At 66.2% G+C, this 18,360-nt stretch carries 13 protein-coding genes; all 13 read right to left on the bottom strand.

All coding sequences use genetic code 11. The features are described from left to right. On the bottom strand, positions 1–466 hold a 466-nt coding region (locus tag Rhe02_RS06885), incomplete at its 3' end, for an ABC transporter permease subunit (RefSeq protein ID WP_444544522.1). Next, positions 463–1,545 carry an ABC transporter permease gene (locus Rhe02_RS06880; protein ID WP_203907224.1) on the bottom strand — a complete coding sequence of 361 codons (1,083 nt, stop codon included), beginning with the start codon at positions 1,543–1,545 and terminating at the stop codon, positions 463–465. The genes Rhe02_RS06885 and Rhe02_RS06880, both read right to left, overlap by 4 nt. Next, positions 1,542–3,068, bottom strand: a complete 1,527-nt coding sequence (locus tag Rhe02_RS06875; protein ID WP_203907223.1) for a sugar ABC transporter ATP-binding protein — start codon at positions 3,066–3,068, stop codon at positions 1,542–1,544. Before Rhe02_RS06875 ends, Rhe02_RS06880 begins: the two co-directional genes overlap by 4 nt. A gap of 84 nt (positions 3,069–3,152) precedes the next feature. Beyond that, complete coding sequence (locus tag Rhe02_RS06870) at positions 3,153–4,157, bottom strand: ABC transporter substrate-binding protein (RefSeq protein WP_239123474.1); 1,005 nt, start codon at positions 4,155–4,157, stop codon at positions 3,153–3,155. A 131-nt stretch (positions 4,158–4,288) separates the two neighbouring features. Further along, positions 4,289–4,969, bottom strand: coding sequence for an L-ribulose-5-phosphate 4-epimerase (locus tag Rhe02_RS06865; protein ID WP_203907222.1), 681 nt, complete (start codon positions 4,967–4,969; stop codon positions 4,289–4,291). Then, positions 4,966–6,621, bottom strand: coding sequence for a ribulokinase (gene araB / locus Rhe02_RS06860; protein WP_203907221.1), 1,656 nt, complete (start codon positions 6,619–6,621; stop codon positions 4,966–4,968). The genes Rhe02_RS06865 and araB overlap by 4 nt, the downstream gene beginning before the upstream one ends. Positions 6,622–6,953: 332 nt before the next feature. Then, entirely contained in the window at positions 6,954–7,487 is a 534-nt protein-coding gene (locus Rhe02_RS06855) for a hypothetical protein (protein ID WP_203907220.1), read from the bottom strand. A 66-nt stretch (positions 7,488–7,553) separates the two neighbouring features. Continuing rightward, complete coding sequence (locus Rhe02_RS49680; protein WP_239123472.1) at positions 7,554–9,017, bottom strand: hypothetical protein; 1,464 nt, start codon at positions 9,015–9,017, stop codon at positions 7,554–7,556. A gap of 61 nt (positions 9,018–9,078) precedes the next feature. Beyond that, complete coding sequence (locus tag Rhe02_RS06845; protein ID WP_203907219.1) at positions 9,079–11,547, bottom strand: glycoside hydrolase family 127 protein; 2,469 nt, start codon at positions 11,545–11,547, stop codon at positions 9,079–9,081. Positions 11,548–11,694: 147 nt separating this feature from the next. Then, the gene (locus tag Rhe02_RS06840; protein ID WP_203907218.1) at positions 11,695–14,997 is read right to left on the bottom strand and encodes a discoidin domain-containing protein; all 3,303 of its coding nucleotides are present in this window, start codon (positions 14,995–14,997) and stop codon (positions 11,695–11,697) included. A gap of 201 nt (positions 14,998–15,198) precedes the next feature. Then, complete coding sequence (locus tag Rhe02_RS06835; protein WP_203907217.1) at positions 15,199–16,008, bottom strand: carbohydrate ABC transporter permease; 810 nt, start codon at positions 16,006–16,008, stop codon at positions 15,199–15,201. Between the two features lie 13 nt (positions 16,009–16,021). Beyond that, on the bottom strand, positions 16,022–16,981 hold the full coding sequence (locus Rhe02_RS06830) for a carbohydrate ABC transporter permease (protein WP_203907216.1): 960 nt from the start codon (positions 16,979–16,981) through the stop codon (positions 16,022–16,024). A gap of 65 nt (positions 16,982–17,046) precedes the next feature. Further along, positions 17,047–18,333 (bottom strand): ABC transporter substrate-binding protein, encoded by a 1,287-nt coding sequence (locus Rhe02_RS06825; RefSeq protein ID WP_203907215.1) that lies wholly within the window; start codon positions 18,331–18,333, stop codon positions 17,047–17,049. Between the last annotated feature and the right edge of the window lie 27 nt (positions 18,334–18,360).

Raw genomic sequence — 18,360 nt, 5'->3', positions numbered from 1 at the left:
TCGGAATGGACACCGAGCTGATCCAGGTGCACATGCCACGGGCGAAGAACATGCCGGCGAGCGTGACTATGAAGGGCTGGATTTCGAAGTAATGAATGATGCAGCCCATCAGGAAACCCAGCGACGGGCCGATGAGCAGCGCGATGATCATGACCAGCGCGGGCGGCAGACCGCCGTGCAGCAGCCACGCCGACAGCATGGCGGTCATCGCCACCACCGACCCGACCGACAGGTCGATCCCGCCGGTGAGGATGACGAAGGTCATCCCGACCGCGACCACGAGAAGAAACCCGTTGTCGATGAAGACGTTGAAGACGACCTGCACGTTGGAGAACGCCCTGTACTGGGAGACCCCAATCGCATAGAGCACGAGCAGCAGCGCCAGCGTGGCGAGCACGGGCATGTGCTGGCGCGGCACCCGCCACTTGCGCAGACCATCGAGAATGCTCACATCCGCCGTGCTCATGCCGGCACCTCCACTTTCTGGTCCTGCCCGGAGGCGGTGGCCTGCGGCGGCGGCAGGGGAGCCGCGGGACGCCGGCGGGTGAACTTGGCCCGGAACGCCGGCGCCTGGATGAGGCAAACCGCGATCACCACGAGGGCCTTGAAAAGCAACGACGTTTGCGGCGTAATGTTCATCGCGTACACGGTCGTGGTCAGCGTCTGGATGATGAGCGCGCCCAGCACCGTGCCACTGAGGGAGAACCGGCCGCCCGAAAGCGCTGTGCCGCCGATGACCACGGCCAGGATCGCGTCGAGCTCGACCCAGAGGCCGACCGCGTTGCCGTTGGCGCTGGAGACGTCGGCGGTCAGCATGAAGCCCGCCAGACCCGCGCACACGCCGCAGATCACGTAGACGAGCAGGATGATGCGCCGCGACCTGATTCCGGCCAGCCGGCTGGCTTCGGCGTTGCCGCCGACCGCCTCGATGATGACACCCAGCGCTGTCCGGCGCGTCACCACCGACACGAGCGCCACCACCGCGATGGCGATGAAGATGGAAACGGGGAGGGTCAGCCAGTACCCGACGCCTATTGTCCGATATGGACTGCTGTTGATGGTGATGATCTGCCCTGAGGTGATCAGCTGGGCCAGGCCACGGCCGGCCACCATCAGAATCAGGGTGGCGATGATGGGCTGAATGCCGATGCCCGCCACCAGCATGCCGTTCCACGTCCCGGCCACCAGAGACAACCCGATGCCCAGCGCCAGCGCGACCAGCACCACGGAGAGCGCATTCTGGTCCGGCTGCTGGCTGATGTGCAGACACGCGATGGCCCCGCTGATGGACGCCACCGAGCCGACGGACAGGTCGATGCCACCCGTCGCGATCACCAGGGTCATCCCGACCGCGACCAGGATCAGAGGTGCGCTGAGCCGCACGATGTCGATGAGGCTGCCGTAGAGGTGCCCGTCCTTCATCTCCACGCCGAGGAAGCTCGGCCGGTAGAGGGCATTGACCGCCAGCAGACCGACCAGCACCACGACGGGCCAGAACAGCTGGTGCTTACTCGCCTGGCTCAGGCGGGAGGTAAGGGTATTCACGACGATGCTCCACTTGCTATGGCGGCCATGACGTGCTCGGCGTCCACGGAGTCGTCGTTGGCCAGCTCGGCGACGAGGTGCCTGTCCCGCATCACGGCGATCTTGTGGCTGAGCCGGAGCACCTCCTCCAGCTCGGCGGAGATGAACAGCACCGCCATCCCGCCGTCGGAGAGCTGCATGACCAGCCGCTGGATCTCCGTCTTCGCCCCGATGTCGATGCCGCGGGTGGGCTCATCGAGGATCAGCAGCCGCGGCTCGGTGATGAGCCATCGTGCCAGCAACACCTTCTGCTGATTACCGCCGCTGAGATTGCGTACCGGCATCTCCGGATCGCCGGGACGGATGTCCAGCGCGCTGATGTACTTGGCCACCAGCTCGTCCTGCCGGCGGCGGGGCACCGGTTTGGTCCAGCCGCGGGTGGCCTGCAACGCGAGGATGATGTTCTCCCTTACCGAAAGCTCTCCCACCAAGCCTTCGGTGCGCCTGTTCTCCGAGCAGAAGGCGATGCCCCGGTCGATGGCGTCCACCGGGTTGTGGATGGGCGCCGGATTGCCCTGCATCGTGAGCTGGCCCGAATCGGCCCGGTCGGCGCCGAACAGCAGCCGGGCCACCTCGGTGCGGCCCGAGCCGAGCAGCCCGGCCAGGCCGACCACCTCCCCCTGGTGAATGGTGAGGCTGAAGGGCGCCACCGAGCCTTTGCGCCCGATGCTGCTGGCCTCGATGACCGCCGTGCTGGCTTCGATCGCCGCCAGCGCGCGCTTGGGTTGGTCCTCCAGGCTTTCCAGCGCCTCGAGCTCCTTGCCGATCATCTTTTCCACCAGCGCCAGCTGCGGCAGCTCACTGGTCATGTACTCACCGACGAGCCGCCCGTTGCGCAAAACGGTGACCCGATCGGCGATCGCGTACACCTGGTCCAGGAAGTGGGTGACGAAGAGGATCGCGATCCCTTCTCCGCGCAGCTGGCGCATGATCCGGAACAGCTGTTCCACCTCGGTGGTGTCCAAACTGGACGTCGGCTCGTCGAGCACGAGCACCTGAGCCTTGATGTCGATGGCCCGCGCGATCGCGATCATCTGCTGTACCGCCAGCGAGCACGACCCCAGCGGGGCGGTGACGTCGACATCGAGCTCGAGGCGTTCCACCAGGTGCCGCGCAGCGCGGCGCATCCGGCGCCAGTCGATGAGACTGGCTATCCGCGGCTCACGGCCGATGAAGATGTTCTCCGCCACCGAAAGATTCGGCACCAGGTTCACCTCCTGGTAAACCGTGCTGATTCCGGCGGCGATGGCCTGCATCGGGGCGCCGAAGCGCACGGTCTGGCCGGCCAACCCGATCGTTCCGCTGTCGTGGGAGTACACCCCAGTAAGCACTTTGATCAAGGTCGACTTTCCGGCACCGTTCTCCCCCATCAAACCGTGCACCTCACCTGGAAACAGGCGAAGCCCAACATCGTTGAGCGCCTGCACCCCGGGGAACGACTTGCTGATCGCGGTCATTGTCAGGACCGGCTGGCTTTCCACCATCCCACTGGACCTTCCTGGATCGTCAAACACGGGGGCCGCCGCGGCGTCGAAACTCCCTCGAACGCCCAGCGGCCCCACTGTGTTTCAGTACTTGCGGGTGGGCAGCGCGGCCTTGGCCTGCTCCTGAGTGAACGTGCCCTCCTGGGTCTCGATGCGGGTGGGGATGGTCTCCCCCGCCTTGACCTTCTTGACCAGATCCATCAGCTGAGGCCCAAGCAGCGGACTGCATTCGGCGATGAAGTTGAACTTGCCATCGGCCAGGGCCTGCATGCCGTCCTTGACCGCGTCGATAGTGATGATAGTGATGTCCTTGCCGGGAACCTTGCCCGCGGCCGTGATCGCCTCGAGCGCACCCAGGCCCATGTCGTCATTGTGGGCGAAAAGGACGTCGATCTTCGGGTTGGCCTTGAGGAACTGCTCCATCACGGCCTTGCCGCCGGCGCGGGTGAAGTCACCGGTCTGCGACGCGATGACCTTCAGGTTCGGGTTGGCAGCGATCGCCGCGGCGAAGCCCTTCTTGCGGTCGTTGGCCGGAGCAGAGCCGGTCGTGCCCTGCAACTCCACGATGTTCACCGGTCCGGTCGCCGACTTGGTCTTCTCGACGAGCCACTCCCCCGAAAGCTTGCCTTCCTTGACGAAGTCAGAGCCGATGAAGGTCTTGTAAAGCGTCTTGTCGGCCGAGTCGACCGACCGGTCGGTGAGGATCACCGGAATCTTGGCGTCCTTGGCCTCCTTGAGCACGGTGTCCCAGCCCGACTCCACCACCGGCGAGAAGGCGATGACGTCGACCTTCTGCTGGATGAAGTTACGGATCGCCTTGATCTGGTTTTCCTGCTTCTGCTGCGCGTCATCGAACTTGAGCTCGAAGCCCGCCGCCGCAGCGGCTTCCTTGATGGAGTTGGTGTTCGCCGTGCGCCAGCCGCTCTCGGCCCCCACCTGGGAGAAGCCGAGGACTATCTTGCCGCTGCCGGTGCCGCCTTTGTCGCCCGTGTCGCTGTTGCCGCAGGCGGCCAGCCCGGTCGCAAGCAGGCTGGCGGACAGTACGGCGAAAATTCGCCGCCGTGTCATTGCTGTGCCCGTGGTGTGCATGCGATCTCCTTGTGAGGGTGTAAGCACTTACCGAAAAGCCTTGCGCCGCTTGGGCATTTCTGGCGACGCCGGGCTCATTGTGATGGTGCGGTTGGGGTGATCTGCGGTGAGAGGCTTGCTAACGCCCGCGGTCAGCTGCCGCCGGGCGGGATAGGGGTTTGGCCGTAAACGTTCTGGTACCGGTCGTAGAGCGCGTCGATGTCGGCCTGGTCCATCGGCGCCGGGTCGCCCAGCACGCGCGCCAGATGCGCGGTGCGGGCCACGTCTTCACACATCACGGCCGCCTTCACCGCGGCCCGCGCATCGCGGCCGATGGTGAAAACTCCATGGTTGCGCATCAGCACGGCCGGCGACCGATGCCCGGAAAGCGTTGCCACAATGCCCTTTCCGATGTCGTCGCCGCCGATGAGCGCGAACGGCCCCACCGGGATCTCGCCGCCGAACTCGTCGGCCTGTGCGGTGAGATGGCAGGCGATCGGCTCGCCGCGGGCCGCCCAGGCCGTCGCGTAGGTGCTGTGGGTGTGCACGACGCCGCCGACCTCAGGCATGGCCCGATAGACGTAGGCGTGTGCCGCGGTGTCGCTGGAGGGGGAAAACTCGCCGTCGACCACGATGCCGTGCAGATCGCACACGATCATGTTGTCGGCGTTGAGGTCGTCATAGCTCACGCCGCTCGGCTTGATCACCATCAGCGGCTGGCCGGGCACGCGCGCCGAGACGTTGCCGGACGTCCATGCCACCAGACCGTAGCGGGTGAGCTCGCCGTGCAGCGAGGCCACGGTCTGCCGAATCTGGGCGATGACGTCGCTCATGCCATGGCCGCCTCGAGCTGGGTGGCGTTGCGGATGGCCCGCAACCGCAGCAGCACCTCGTTGCCGCCTCGGCCGAAGTAGTCGTGCAACTGCTGGTATTCGGCGTAAAGCGCGTTATAGGCGGCAGCTCGCGTCGCATCGGGCAGGTAGACGCCGCGCTCGACTCTTCCCATCGCGGACGAGGCGGCGTGGATGTCCGGGTAGGCCCCGGCCGCGACGGCGGCATGGATCGCCGAGCCGAGAGCGGGTCCCTGCGCCGAGCCGATGAGGCTAAGCGGGCGGCCGGTCACGTCGGCATAGATCTGCATCAGCAGTTTGTTGCCGGTGAGCCCGCCCGCGACCACCAATTCCGTCACCGCGATGCCCGCGTTTTCAAAAGCTTCAACAATCATGCGGGTACCAAAAGCGGTCGACTCGAGCAATGCCCGGTAGATGTCCGCGGGCCTGGTGGCCAGGGTCATCCCGACGATGACGCCGCTGAGCTCGTGATTGACCAGCAGCGACCGGTTGCCGTTCCACCAGTCGAGCGCGACAAGCCCATGCCCGCCAACGGGTTGTTCGGCTGCTTGGCGCGAGAGTTCCTCGTGCGAACCCGCGCCGGGGGCGGCGTGGTCGACGAACCAGCCGAAGATGTCGCCGACGCCGCTCTGGCCGGCCTCATAGCCCCAGGCGCCGGGGCTCACGCCGCCGTCGACGACCCCGCACATGCCCGGCACCTCGGCGAGCTTGTCGCCGTTGAGGATGTGACAGGTGCTGGTGCCCATGATGAGGACCAGGCGGCCGGGCTCAAGCGCTTGCGCCGCGGCGGAGGTGACGTGGGCGTCGACGTTGGCCGCCGCCACCGCGATGCCCTCGGGCAACCCGGTCCACGACGCGGCCTGTGCGGTGAGCCTTCCGGCACACGCGCCCAGGTCGATCAGCGGACCATCTACTTTGGACACAAAGTCGGCGAAGGCGGGGTCGAGGGCGGCCAGATAGTCCGCCGAAGGATAACGGCCGTCCTGCCGGATCGCCTTGTAGCCCGCGGTGCACACGTTGCGCGTCTCGCTGCCGCACAGCTGCCACACAATCCAGTCGGCGGCTTCGATCCACCGCTGCGCGCGGTGGTAGATCTCGGGGTCTTCCTCCAGCAGCTGCCACGCCTTGGCGAAGGACCATTCGGAGGAAATCTTTCCGCCGTATCGCCCGATCCAGGGCTCGCCCCGCTCGTGGGCCGCCGCGTTGATGCGGTCGGCATGCCGTTGCGCGGCATGGTGTTTCCAGAGTTTGACATAGGCGTGGGGGCGCTGGGCGAAATCGGGCAGCTCGCACAGCGGCGTGCCGTCGGCCAGCGTGGGCAGCACGGTGCAGGCGGTGAAGTCGATGGCGATTCCGATGACCTGCTCCGGGCTGATCCCGGCGCTGCGCACCGCCGCCGGCACCGCCTCGCGCAGCACATCGCGATAGTCCTCCGGGTCCTGCAGCGCCCAGTCGGGTGGCAACGCGCGCCCGCTCGCGGCCAGCACGGAGTCCATGACGCCGTGCTTGTACTCGTGCACCGCGGTGCCCACCTCGGCGCCGTCGCCGACTCGAACCACGAGGGCTCGCCCCGACAGGGTGCCGTAGTCGACCCCCACGACGAACCTGTCCTGCGGTCCGGCCGATGCGCTCATCTCCACCTCCTACTGCTTGCGAGCACTAGTGTTAGCGCTCACATCCGGTGCCGTCAAGACACGCTACGGCAACATCTGCGTAACGCACCGGCCCGCAGACAGCTCCGAACGCGCTACACGCGTTGCAGGACAGCACCCATCCGGCTCCAGGTAACCAATCCGAAACAGGGGTTGACAAGCGCGATGTGTGCGCTAACACTTACGGCTACCTATCCGGACGGCGGGGCGCCTTAGCCCGGCGGGGGCCAGCCGCGGGCGGGGGTGTTCTTTCATGCGGTGAGAGCGGAACCCCCGCCCGCCCGGCCAGCCCGGACGATGTGAACGTTCACATGTCACCGGCGGCCTCGCCCGGTGCGGCCCGGCCGGGCGCGAGCCAGTAGCAGCACCGCAATCAGGGCGGCGCAGCCAAGTACCAGCGCGATGAGAATGGGCCAAAGCGCCCGCGTTTGCGGCGGCGGCAAGGCGATGGCCGTGGTGGGCGGCGGAGCGCAATCGACCGCCTGAGCCGGCGCCTTGGCAGCGACCATCAGCACCGTCTGGCAATAGCCGACACCGGGAGTGGCGATGTCGACGGTGACCTGCCAGCGCCCCGCTTGCAGGGTGACCGGCAGGGTCAGGGTCGCCAGATCGTGTGGCAGCGATCGCATGGCCGTCGGGCCGAGCACCTCACCGGTGTCGCTTCGGCCGGAGAACATGGCCAGCCCCGGCTCGGCGACCGGATGGCCGTCCTCCCACGCCAACCGCAGCCACACCGAACCCGCGCCATCGTGGTGCACGGTCGGCCTCACCTGCCGATGGGCTTGCGCGGCAGTGGCCGGAAACAACACGAACACCAACGCGGCGAGCGCGGCAACGTAACTACGCATCAACACCTCAGACCGGAGGGCAGGGCCGGGGGCCGCGAGCGGAAACCCGCGGCCCCCGGCGGAAGGTCAGCTGGTGACCTTGACTTCGAGCAGTCCGACCGAACCGGCGCCGCTGTTGAGCACGACGCGCAGGCGGGTGGTGGACAGACTGGTGAAGGTGACCCGGTTGTAGACGTTCAGCGCCACCGGGAAGCCGCTCGCACCGGGCACTGCCACGAAGGCGGTGCCGTTCCAGTACTGCAACGACCACGACGCGGGCAGCCGGACGCCGCCGTTGTCGTCGAAGAAGTACACGTCGGCGACCCTCACCTGCTGCGCGGTCGCCCAGGTGAGCTGCGCCCACTGCTGGCCGGTGTTGGGCCAGGTACCCCAGCGCCGGTTGACCGTGTCATTTGACGAAGGCGGATCGATGCCGTCGTTGATGGCCAGAACCGATTCCCAGGGCGAGGTGTAGGACGCGCTCGGCGTCGCCGTGAGGGCCAGGTTGTTCGACGGCGGCGGCGGAGTGGTGCCACCACCCCTGATGAGGAACAGGTTGTCTGCCACGTTGTAGTTCTGCGACAGGTAGCTGCCCGCGGGCGGGTTGGTGTGGTAGTAGTCGTCGTGGTTGCAGTCCAGCCTGTTGTCAAAAGACCTGTCCGGGCAGGAGAAGCGCAGCACCACGTTCGGGCCGTCCTTGTAACACATGACGTCGTACTCGTCGACGCAGTGCGCAGCGCCGGAAGCGTTGGGCGCGTTGTTGTTCACCGCACCCAGGGTGTGGCCGAGCTCGTGCGCCGCCACCCCCGCTGTCCAGCAGCCGTTGTCGGCACGGGCGTATTCCGGCCCGGTGTTGGAGCGGTTGGCGTCGGTCTTGCGGGTGTCGCCGGCGAAGCCGCCGATGCCGCAGAACACGTTGGCGTCCACGAACTCCATGTACTTGCGGTCGGTGCGCGTGTAGCCCGCGGCCTTGACCGCGTTGACCAGCGGCGCCCAGTCGTTGGCGTTGAGCGCCGAGTCGGCGATCTGGACGTCGCGTACGACCGGCCGGCAGGCCCCGTTCACGGTTTCGGTGACGTACCGGACGTGCCGTTCGCCGCCGGTGGCCCGAGCGCTTTCGTTGTAGATGACGTCGACCTGCTCGGCCAGCTGCCGGAATGTCTCCAGGAACTGGCTGTACCGGCTGGTGCTGCCGTGAATGTAGAGCACCTCGACGCGGCGGCCGGAGGTGCCGTCGCCTTCACAGACCGCCAGCGCGGAGATGCCAACGCCGGCAGCCAGTGGGGCGACGGGACTCTTGACGGACAGCCCGGCCGGAGCCGGATCCGGGCCGTGCGTGCACATCGCCGGGGTGGTCCCGGCGACTCGGAACAGGCCCGCACAGGGACCGGACCGGTCGGCGACCAGGCCGGTCCAGATCATGCCCGAGGCGGCGTCGTTGACCCGCCCCGAGGTGTCGTCGCTGGTACGGGCGGAGGCGGGAGCGGAGGCGGCGATGGTCAGCACGGCAACCGCGACGACCGGCCAGCGCCGTATTAGAGGGATGGACATATTCCTACCTTTCTGCGGAGCGCGCCCGGGTAGCGCGCACCGCGAGGGGGCTTTAGCGGGGCTACTGGCCGGTCGAGAAGAGGTTGGACACCTCGGCCGCGGTCAGCACCCGGCTGTAGAGGCGCAGCGAGTCCACCGCGCCGTCGAGATAGGGGTCGCCGCTGTACTGGGAGCGGCCCACCCAGTTCTGGTTGGTGGCACCGAGCGACCCGGGAGTGAGGGTCATCGCGGTGTTGCGGGCGGCCTCCGCGCCGTTGAGGTAAAGGATGCCGGTATTGGCGCCGATGGTCACGGCGACGTGGATCCAAGCGCCGGCCGTCAGCGCCGGGGCGTCGATCCGCTGCTCGCCACCCGCACCTGAACTGGTGATGGCGAAACGCGCCGTATTCGAGCCGGACCGCGGGACGAAGAACATGTTCGCGGTCGTCCCCGACCCGAAGTCGAACAGCCGAGCCCAGTTGGCCACGGTGTCCAGGCGCACCCAGACCGCGACCGAGCAGGCGCCCGCACCGGACAGGATCCCCGACGGAAGCGTCACGTACTGCGACGAGCCGCTCAGGTTGATGGCGTTGCCGCTACGGCCGGCCACCCACGACGCGGGCGAGGTGACGGTGGCCGTCTTGCCGTTGCCGGAGGCGTCGGAGACGGTGGTGCCCGACGTCTCGTTGAATTGGTAATGGGCCACCAGCGGCGGGAGTGAGGCCGCGATGTTCCAGTACACGCTGTAGCGCTGGCCGTGCATCTTGTAGAACGGCAGCAGGGTGACCTGACCGGTGGAGGCGGTCCCGGTGAACTGCAGCGGGGTCGACGTCGCCTGCAACGTGGCCGGGTTGAGCGTCGGCAGCCCGCTGAGGTTGTTGGTGCCGTAGGCGCCCGCCAGCAGGATGGGGCCGTATTTCACCGCCTGGGTGCTGGCACTGTCCGGAGTGGACTCCCGGGTCAGCGCCATCGGCAGCGAGATGTCGACCACATCGCCATTGGCCCAGGTGCGGTTGATAGCGGCGTAGCTGCCCGGCACGACACCGGACTGGGCCACGTTGTTCACCCGGATGGTCGCCCCCGACGCCCAGGAGGGAACCCGCACCCGCATGGTGAAGGTGGCCGTGCCGGTGATGGTCAGGCGGCTGGAGGAGGTCTCCGGGAAAGTGGTGTCCTGGCGGACGGTGACGCTCTTGTCCGCCCAGTTCAGCTGGGACGCGGCGAACAGGTTCACATAGAGGGTGTCGGTGCCGTAGAAGTAGATGCTGTCGTTCAGCTTGGTGTGGGTTTCCATGCCGGTGCCGTGGCAGCAGGTGAAGTTGTTGTAATCGTTGCTGTAGGTCTTGATGCCGCCGGAGCGCAGCGGGGTGTAGTAACTGTGGAACCCGTGCGACGAATTCGGGTCCTGCGCGCCGAGCAGGTGGTTGTAGAGGGCCTTCTCATAGAACTCCATGTAGGCGGCGCGGGTGGGGTCGGTGAAGAAGAGCTGCCGGCTCAGCTTGAGCATGTTGTAGGTGTTGCAGGATTCGGTGGTCGTGTCGGAGAGCTCGCTCGCGATGCGGTCGGGCGCATGGAAGTATTCGCCGTTGGAGTTGCCGCCGTTGGCGTAGATGTGGTGGCCCACCACGATGTCCCAGAAGTTGCGCGCGATGTCGCGATAGCGGGTGGTGCCGGTGGCGTGATATTCGCGAATCGCGCCGACGGCCTTCGGAATCTGGGTGTTGGCGTGGTAGTTGTTCAGCGCGTCGGTGTTGTTCGCGAGCGGGTCGAAGATCTCCGCGTGATCGAAGTATTGCGCCGTGGTCAGATGCGCCGCGTTTCCGGTCAGCTGGTAGAGATTTGTCAGCACCTCATTCATCCCACCGAATTCGGTGTCGAGCATGTTCTGCCGCTGGGTCTGGGTGAGGCGGTCGTTGCGGAACTTGACCCACCCGGCCATGGCTGTCAACACGGTCAGCGCTTGGGCATTGCCGGCCAGCAGATGCATGTCCAGCAACCCGGCCATGATCTTGTGCAGCGTGTAGTAGGGCGCCCACACGGATTGGCGTGCTTCAACACGGTCGATGAAGCTTTCCGGATATGCCGACAGATAACCGGTGTTGTACCCGGCGGTGGCCGCCCGCCCCTGACAGATAGCCAGTTGCGCCACCAAATAGTCACCCTTGGTTTTGAAGGCGGCGGTGCCCGTGCTCGCATAGGCCTGAGCCAACCCGGAAAGCACATGGCCCATCGAGTGACCGCGCAGCTCGGTGGTGGGCGATTCCCAGCCACCGCAGGCTGCCGCGCTTGAGGAGAGCCCGACGTTCAGGCGGAACGTGTGCAGAAGCCGGTCGGCATCGATGAAACTCAGATAACTTTGAATGCGACCCGCGTTGGCACTGAACGGCCCGGGTAGCAGGGTCACCGCCCCGAGCGGAAAAGCAAATACCGACACCCCGATGTCGGCTCGCGCGGCAAGCGCGGGCGCGGCCTCGATCAGGCTGCCGGTGACTGCGGCGGTGGCGCCGACGGCGCCTGCGCGCAGCAGGCTGCGGCGGGAAAGTGCGGACATCTCTTCGCCTTCCTCGTTCTAGCTAGGGCGGTGAGAGCGGCGTGTCCGGCTATTTCAATTTCACGATGTCTTACGAAAACCCTTTCGGCAAGGGTTGATTTGGCACAGCTGTGGGCCCGCCGAAAAGCGGGCCCACAGTCATCGAGGTCAGGAGGTAAAGGCCTTGACCTCAAGAAGGCCGACCGAACTCGTGCCGTTGCCGGTCATCAGCACCCGCAACCGGGTGCTACTGACCGAGGTGAAGGTAATGGTGTTGTAGGCGTTCTTTGTCAACGTGTAGGCACTCGCGCCGGGCACATCGACGTAGGCGCTTCCATTCCAGTACTGCAGCTTCCACGACGCGGGCATGTCGATTCCCTGGTCGTCGTCGAAGAAGTACACCTGAGCCCGGCTCAGCGATTGCGCCGAGGACCAGGTCAGGTCCACCCATTGCTGCCCGGTATTCGGCCAGCAGCCCCAGCGAGGGTTGACCGTGTCGTTGCTCGACGGTGGATCGATGCCGTCGTTGATGGCGGCCACGCTCTCCCATGCCGAGGTGAAGGACGCCGTGGGCACGGCGCTCAACGCGAGGTTGTCGGACGGCGGTGGCGGTGGTGGCTGCACCCCGCCCCGGTTGAACATCTTGATTTCGGTCAGGCCGGTCTTCGCGCCGGAGGCGTTGGTGGCCAGCACCCGCACCCGCTGCGCGCTGATCGCCGGGAAGGTGACCAGGTTGTAGTTGGCCCGTGGTGCGGCCGGGGTTTTGGCTTGGCTGGGCACGTTGGTCCACGTGCTGCCGTTGAGGTACTGAATGTTGTAGGACGACGGGGCCCGATAGGTACCACTCTGGGGTCTGCTGTCCTTGAAATACAACCGGACTTCGTTGACTGTCCGGGCCGTCCCGAAGTTGACCTCGTACCAGTCCTGGGCGTTGGGCGAACCACCCGCGCCCCAGAACGGTTCGTTGGTCGGGAAGCCGTCGGCCGCCCCGGCCACGCCGGCACCCGAGCCGCTGAACGAAGCCGACATCGTGGAGCCGGTGACGAGGTTGGTCAGCGATGCGGTCAGGTCGACGCCGGCCTTGGCCAGCATGTCCACCATGCGCGCACTTGACTGCACGACCTGCGTCGGGGCCTGCATGCTCGGCGCCGAGGTGCTGAAGGCCACCGTGCCGCTGGTGGTCACCGAGCCGGTGGCCGGATCCCACGTGAACGGCACCAGCGAGTTGACCGTCGCGACCCGGTTGCCGTTGATGAAAATCGAATATCCCTGAGGCACGCCCGGGTACCGGACGACGCCGTCGGCCGGGTCGTCCCAGATGATGCTCAGATCGGCGTTGCGGTAGCGAAGGTTGTTGACGGCGAAGTTGGGCCACGCGATGTTGATCGGCGAGAGTTCCACCTTGGCGTCGTTGCGCGGCCGCAGCCCCGCCACGTCCTCGATGACCGTCCAATTGCTACTGCCGAGGATGTTGTGGTGGATCCACGACCGGTAGGTGATCGAGGAGCCGTTCCAGTCGGCCCAGAACTCGTTGGCGTCAGGGTATTGCGTGTTGCCGTTGGGGTACTGCGCCCACGCGTTCCAGTAGAGCAGCTTCTTGTAGTCGGTGGCGTTCATCCACGCGTTGGGATAGTTGCGCAACACCGAGGAGTAGAGCCGGAACTGCACGGTGGAGTTGATGGTGGAGAAGTTGTTGGAGCCGGGGTTGCCGGCCGCGGCGGCTGCCGCCTTGTCCACCTGGTTCGCCGTGTAGAACGGGAAGATGGGATACTGCGCCGGAGCGTCGTAGAGCCGCAGCGCCTCCCGATATTGGGCCGTGTTGGGGATGGCCCCGACCGAGAACGGGTAGTAATTGTTGATTTCCTTCCAGGGCACCCATTCGTTGGTGGACTTGAGCCGGTGCTCGAAGAGCTGACGGTTCGGGTTCCACAGCACGCTGGTGATGGCGTTCTGGATCTGCGTGGCCAGGGTGCGCATCTCGTTGGCCTTGGCGGTGTTGCCGATGGCCTCGTAGGCCTGTGCCGCGGCCAGCGCCCCGGAGTACTGGTAGGCCGATTCGGCGCGGTCCATCCGGCCCGCCTTCCAGTGGAACGACACCGCGTCGGCGTCGTTACCGGTCAGCGCGCCCCAGTCGTACTCGATGAGCTTGTTGTTGTCGGTGTCGTAGAAGGCCAGCTGGCCCTTCACGTCCTGCTCGGCGTAGCGGGCCAGGTTGGCCGCGATGGCCGGCTGGCCGCCATGGATCTGGTAGCTCTTCCAAGCCGCCTCGGCGATGTACTGGGTGTAGCTGTTGGACCAGTTGTCCGGGTCACCGGGGTTGTCGAGGAACCGGCCGTTCTTGGACACCTGACCGACGCTCAGCCAGTTTCCATAGGCGTACATGGGATTGCGAAGATACTTTAGATCATCGATGTGCATCGGCTGGGTCAGCACGATGGCGTTGTTGTAGCCCAGTACCCCTTCGGTCGACTGCGGGAACTGGAACGTCTGTCCCGGGATGTCGCCGTCGAAGTTGTTGAAGCGCATCAACCACCAGCGGTAGTAGATGTTCTTCTTGATGGCCGGCTCGGGCACGTCGATGTAGGGCAGGTTCTGCGCCCACCAAAGGTTGTAGGCGCGCACGTGGGTGGCGAACGCGGTCGCGTTGCTGAACCCCTTGTACGCGTCGTACTCGGTCTGCGAGGCCGGGATCTCGTTGGTGATGAAGCCCATCACCACTTTGGCGGTCACCGTGGCCCCGGCGGCAACGGTCACCGACCGGTTGAGGCCGCCGCTGGTGGCGGTGAACCCATCGCCGCTCAGGCGCGGGAACAGGGTGGTCAGGTTGTTGAACGAGTTGACCTGCCCGGTGAGCTCATTGCCCGAACCCGAAGTGGCGTAGGGAGAGGTGGCCCGCAGCTGCAGGGTGGTGGACGCGCTGCCGTTGTTGGTGATGGACAGGTTCGCGACCGCCACGTTGTTGTCGGTGATGAACTTCGTTTGGTTGATGGTGATCGACCCGCTGGTGTGCACGCTGCGCCAGTGGCTGGGCGCCTGCCAGCGGGAGCCGACCTGCTCGGTGAAGGTGCCGGGGGTCACCGCGATGCTGAAAGCGTTGGCGTTGCTGATGCTTTCGAAGTAGGCGACCTGGCCGGCGAAGCCGAGCGTGCCGGGGGTGTGTGTCTTCATGAACACCGCCCGGCCCCGGGTCATCAGCCAGGTGCCGGCCGGATCGTTGCCGGGACGGGCGAGCAGCCGGTCCATCCAGAAATCGGTGCCGCCGCTTTCCGCGTCGTAGATGGATTGCATCATGTTGCCGGTGGTGAAGCCGACCGGCGCGGCAGGAATGGCGGGGCCACTGAAAGTGGGGAACCCGATGGTTTGCGCTGCCTGCGCCGACGAGCTCGCCACCACGGCGGGCAACGTGGCACATAGCAGCACACTGAGGCCAAAAGCTAGTCTTCTGCGCCAGAAGCGCGCAGGTGTGGGCATGAAAGCCACCTCCACATAGGACGGTTGTGGGCGCGGTGAGAGGTATGGGGTCCGGCCGCGCCGAGCGACGGGCGGCGCACGGCGCGACCGGAGTTTGGGTGTCAGGCCTGAATGGCCCTGCGGATGGTCTCTGGCATCCTTATGCACCTTTCCTCGGGGACTGTCGGTGTGGTGCGTGCGGTGAGAGAGTCTTGGGGGTGCTCAGCCCTTCAGCGCGCCGGAGGTGAAGCCGCGCACATAGCTGCGCTGCATGAAGGCGAACAGAATCAGGCAGGGCACGGCCATGAAGACCACGCCGGCCTCGAGGGCGGCGTAGTCGATCGAGCCGTGGCTGGCCGTGCGCATGTTGACCACGGCCAGCGTGGTGGTGAACGTGTCGGTGGAGTTGAGCAGGATCAGCGGCGCGAAGAATTCGCTCCACGAAGTCAGGAAGGCGAACAGGCCGACGGTCACCAGGCCGGGGCGCACCGCGGGCAGCATGATGCGGGTCAGCGTGGCGAAGCTGTTGCAGCCGTCCACCTGCGCCGATTCTTCGAGCTCGCGGGGCACGGCCTCGAAGGAGTTGCGCATCATGAAGATGGAGAACGGAAGCTGGAACATGATCAGCACTAGGCTCAGCCCGATCAGGCTGTCCTGCAGGCCCATCCAGCCGAGCAACACGTAGAGCGCGATGAGGATGGTGGCGTAGGGAACCATGAGGATGGCCAGCGTCACCAGGAACAGCAGGTCCCGTCCGGGGAAACGGAACCGGCCGAAGGCGTAGCCGCCGAGGGTGGCCACCAACAGCGTCCCGCCCACGGTGAGGGCGCTGACGGTGATGCTGTTGAACACGTGGTGCGGGCGGATGCCGTTGTCGGAGGTGAACAGGCGCCCATAGTTTTCCAGCCCGAAGCCGGTGCCGGTGCGCAGCGACGCCCAGCCGCTCCACAACAGGGGCGACAGGAACAGGATCGCCAGTGCGGTGCCGGTGATGCCATGGGTCCACCGGCTTGCCGCGGTTGCCCTGATCATGTGGATGCCCTTCCTAGGAACGCCGGCGCAGCACGCCAAGCTGGACGACGTTGAAAATCACGAGGATCGCGAGCAGCACCACCGAAATCGCCGCCGCGGAACCAAGGTCGAGGCGGATGAACGCCTCCCGGTAGATCACCATCACCAGCGAGGTGGTGCCGTTGTCCGGGCCACCGCGGGTGAGGATCCAGAACTGGTCGAAGGCCAACAGCGAGCCGGTGATCATCATGGTCAGCACCAACGCGATAGTCGGGCGCATCAGGGGCACGGTGATCCGGCGGAACGTCTGCCAGCGGGTGGCGCCGTCGATGCGCGCCGCCTCGTAGACCTCAAGCGGAATCGCCTGCAGGCCGGTAAGCAGGATCAGCATGGTGAATCCGGCGAAGCGCCACAGCACCAGCACCACCGCAGAGCCGAGCGCGGATTCCGGGCTACCGCTGGTCCACGACACGTACCCGTCGATGATTCCCAACGACCGCAACAGATCGCTGACCGGGCCGATCTCGTCGCTGAGCAGACCGAGGAACAGCAGTGACGCGCTGGCGAAGCCGACCGCCATCGGCATCAGGAAAGCCGTGCGCATGAACCCGACGGCAGGCCGTCGTTGTTGCACCAGCAGCGCCAGCCCGAACGCCACTACGAAAAGCAGGACCGTCATCAGCACCGTGTACTTGGCGGTGAACCACGCCGCCGAGCGGACGAGCTCGTTGTCGCTGATGCGGCTGTAGTTGTCCGGTGCGTTCAGGGTCGGCGGCCCGAGCAGCGGCCAGCGGTGCAACGACATCCAGCCCACCAGCACCAGCGGCGCGAGGAAGAACACGCCGACCATCACCGCGGTGGGGGCGGCGTAGGCTGCGCCGAGCATCGCGCGCCTGCGAGCTGCGCCGCGCCGGGCGGGCGGGCGCTCGCGCCTGCTCGCCGCCAGCGCCCGCGTGGTCACCGGCCTGGGATCGAGCGGGGTGAGCGTGGACATCAAGTCTCCGTTGGGTTTTGGTCCGGTGCGGCCGCCTTGGTCCAAGGCGGCCGCCCTGGGGAGGGTCAGCTTTGCTGGAGGGACTTGGTGATTGCGGTGTTGCCGTCGGCCAGCGCCTTGGCGGCGTCGCCGAACAGTGCCCCGCGAACGGTCTGCAGCCACGGGCTCTGCGGGTCGTTGAACGAAGCGTTGAAGTTCTTGGCGTAAGGCGTCTTGCCCTTGGCCACCAAGCTGTTGATGGTGACGATGCGCGGATCGGCCGACGAGTACTTGTTGGAAGCCAGGTCGGTGCGAATCGGCACGCCCTTGTTCTTGGCGATGACCTCGACCTGCGCCTCGTCGGACATGGTCCACTTGAGGAAGTCCCAGGCCTGCGCGGCCTTGGTGCTGGTGGCGCCGATACCGATGGAGTCGCCGCCGATGAAGGTGGAAGCGCCACCGCTCAAGCCGGTGATCGGTGCCACGCCCATCTTGACGCCCTTCTCCTCGATCAGGCCCAGCCAGACCGAAGGCCCGGGAGCGATGCCGATCTTGCCACTCTGCAGCGCGCCGAGCCAGGTCGGCCCGGCCTCGTCCTTCGAGGCGGGAGCGGCTACGCCCTCGTCATAGAGCGCACGGTAGAGGGCGAAGACGTCGGACATCTCCTTGGAGTTGATCTTTGCGTTCTGCCCCTTGGCGTCCAGCACGTCGCCACCCGCGGCCCACACCGACGGCCAGAAGGTGAACTCCACACAGCCGCCGCAGTTGCCGCCGAAGTAGGTGCCGTTGACGTCCCCGCCCAGCTTGTCGATGGCGCGGGCGTGGTCGGCGAACTCCTTCATCGTGGTCGGCGGCTTCTCCGGGTCCAGCCCGGCCTGCTTGTAGAGGTCTTTGTTGTAGAGCATGACCGACATGTCGACGGTGTGCGGGACGGCGTAGTTCTTGCCTTCCCAGGTGCCCGCGGTGACGTGGCCGGGCGAGACCTTGTCCTTCAGGCCGCTGGCCGTGAAGCGCTCGGTCAGGTCCGCCCACAGCCCTTGCGACGCGTACTGCGCCGCGAAGACCACGTCGGAGCCGAACAGATCGGGCAGCGCCTTCGCGCCGGCCGCGGAGGCCAGCTTCGCCGGGTACTCCTCGTTCGGGTAGGAGGTGACCGTCACCTTGTTTTTGTGCGAAGCGTTGTAAGCCTCCGCATAGGCTTTGGAGACCGATTCGGTCGCCGCGCGGGTCCACAGCGTGAGCGCCGCGCCGTCGTCAACACCGGCGGTGCCGGAGCCGGCCGGACCCGGGTCGTCGTTGCCGCAGGCCGCCACCGAGGCAGCCAGCAGCAGTGCGCTTACGCCGACCAGAGCCTTCAAACCTTTAGATATCAAAATTTCTCCTTCCATGGATGGTGCGTC

This window comes from Rhizocola hellebori, assembly GCF_016862955.1.
Taxonomy (GTDB): domain Bacteria; phylum Actinomycetota; class Actinomycetes; order Mycobacteriales; family Micromonosporaceae; genus Rhizocola; species Rhizocola hellebori.
Note: the sequence above shows the minus strand (reverse complement) of the source record. Positions and strands in the feature narration are given on the sequence as shown.

Excerpts from the sequence above, each read along its gene's own strand:
- Rhe02_RS06875 (WP_203907223.1), bottom strand. The coding sequence starts at position 3,068 with ATGGTGGAAAGCCAGCCGGTCCTGACAATGACCGCGATCAGCAAGTCG.
- Rhe02_RS06870 (WP_239123474.1), bottom strand. The coding sequence starts at position 4,157 with ATGCACACCACGGGCACAGCAATGACACGGCGGCGAATTTTCGCCGTA.
- Rhe02_RS06865 (WP_203907222.1), bottom strand. The coding sequence starts at position 4,969 with ATGAGCGACGTCATCGCCCAGATTCGGCAGACCGTGGCCTCGCTGCAC.
- araB (WP_203907221.1), bottom strand. The coding sequence starts at position 6,621 with ATGAGCGCATCGGCCGGACCGCAGGACAGGTTCGTCGTGGGGGTCGAC.
- Rhe02_RS06855 (WP_203907220.1), bottom strand. The coding sequence starts at position 7,487 with ATGCGTAGTTACGTTGCCGCGCTCGCCGCGTTGGTGTTCGTGTTGTTT.
- Rhe02_RS49680 (WP_239123472.1), bottom strand. The coding sequence starts at position 9,017 with ATGTCCATCCCTCTAATACGGCGCTGGCCGGTCGTCGCGGTTGCCGTG.
- Rhe02_RS06845 (WP_203907219.1), bottom strand. The coding sequence starts at position 11,547 with ATGTCCGCACTTTCCCGCCGCAGCCTGCTGCGCGCAGGCGCCGTCGGC.
- Rhe02_RS06840 (WP_203907218.1), bottom strand. The coding sequence starts at position 14,997 with ATGCCCACACCTGCGCGCTTCTGGCGCAGAAGACTAGCTTTTGGCCTC.
- Rhe02_RS06835 (WP_203907217.1), bottom strand. The coding sequence starts at position 16,008 with ATGATCAGGGCAACCGCGGCAAGCCGGTGGACCCATGGCATCACCGGC.
- Rhe02_RS06830 (WP_203907216.1), bottom strand. The coding sequence starts at position 16,981 with ATGTCCACGCTCACCCCGCTCGATCCCAGGCCGGTGACCACGCGGGCG.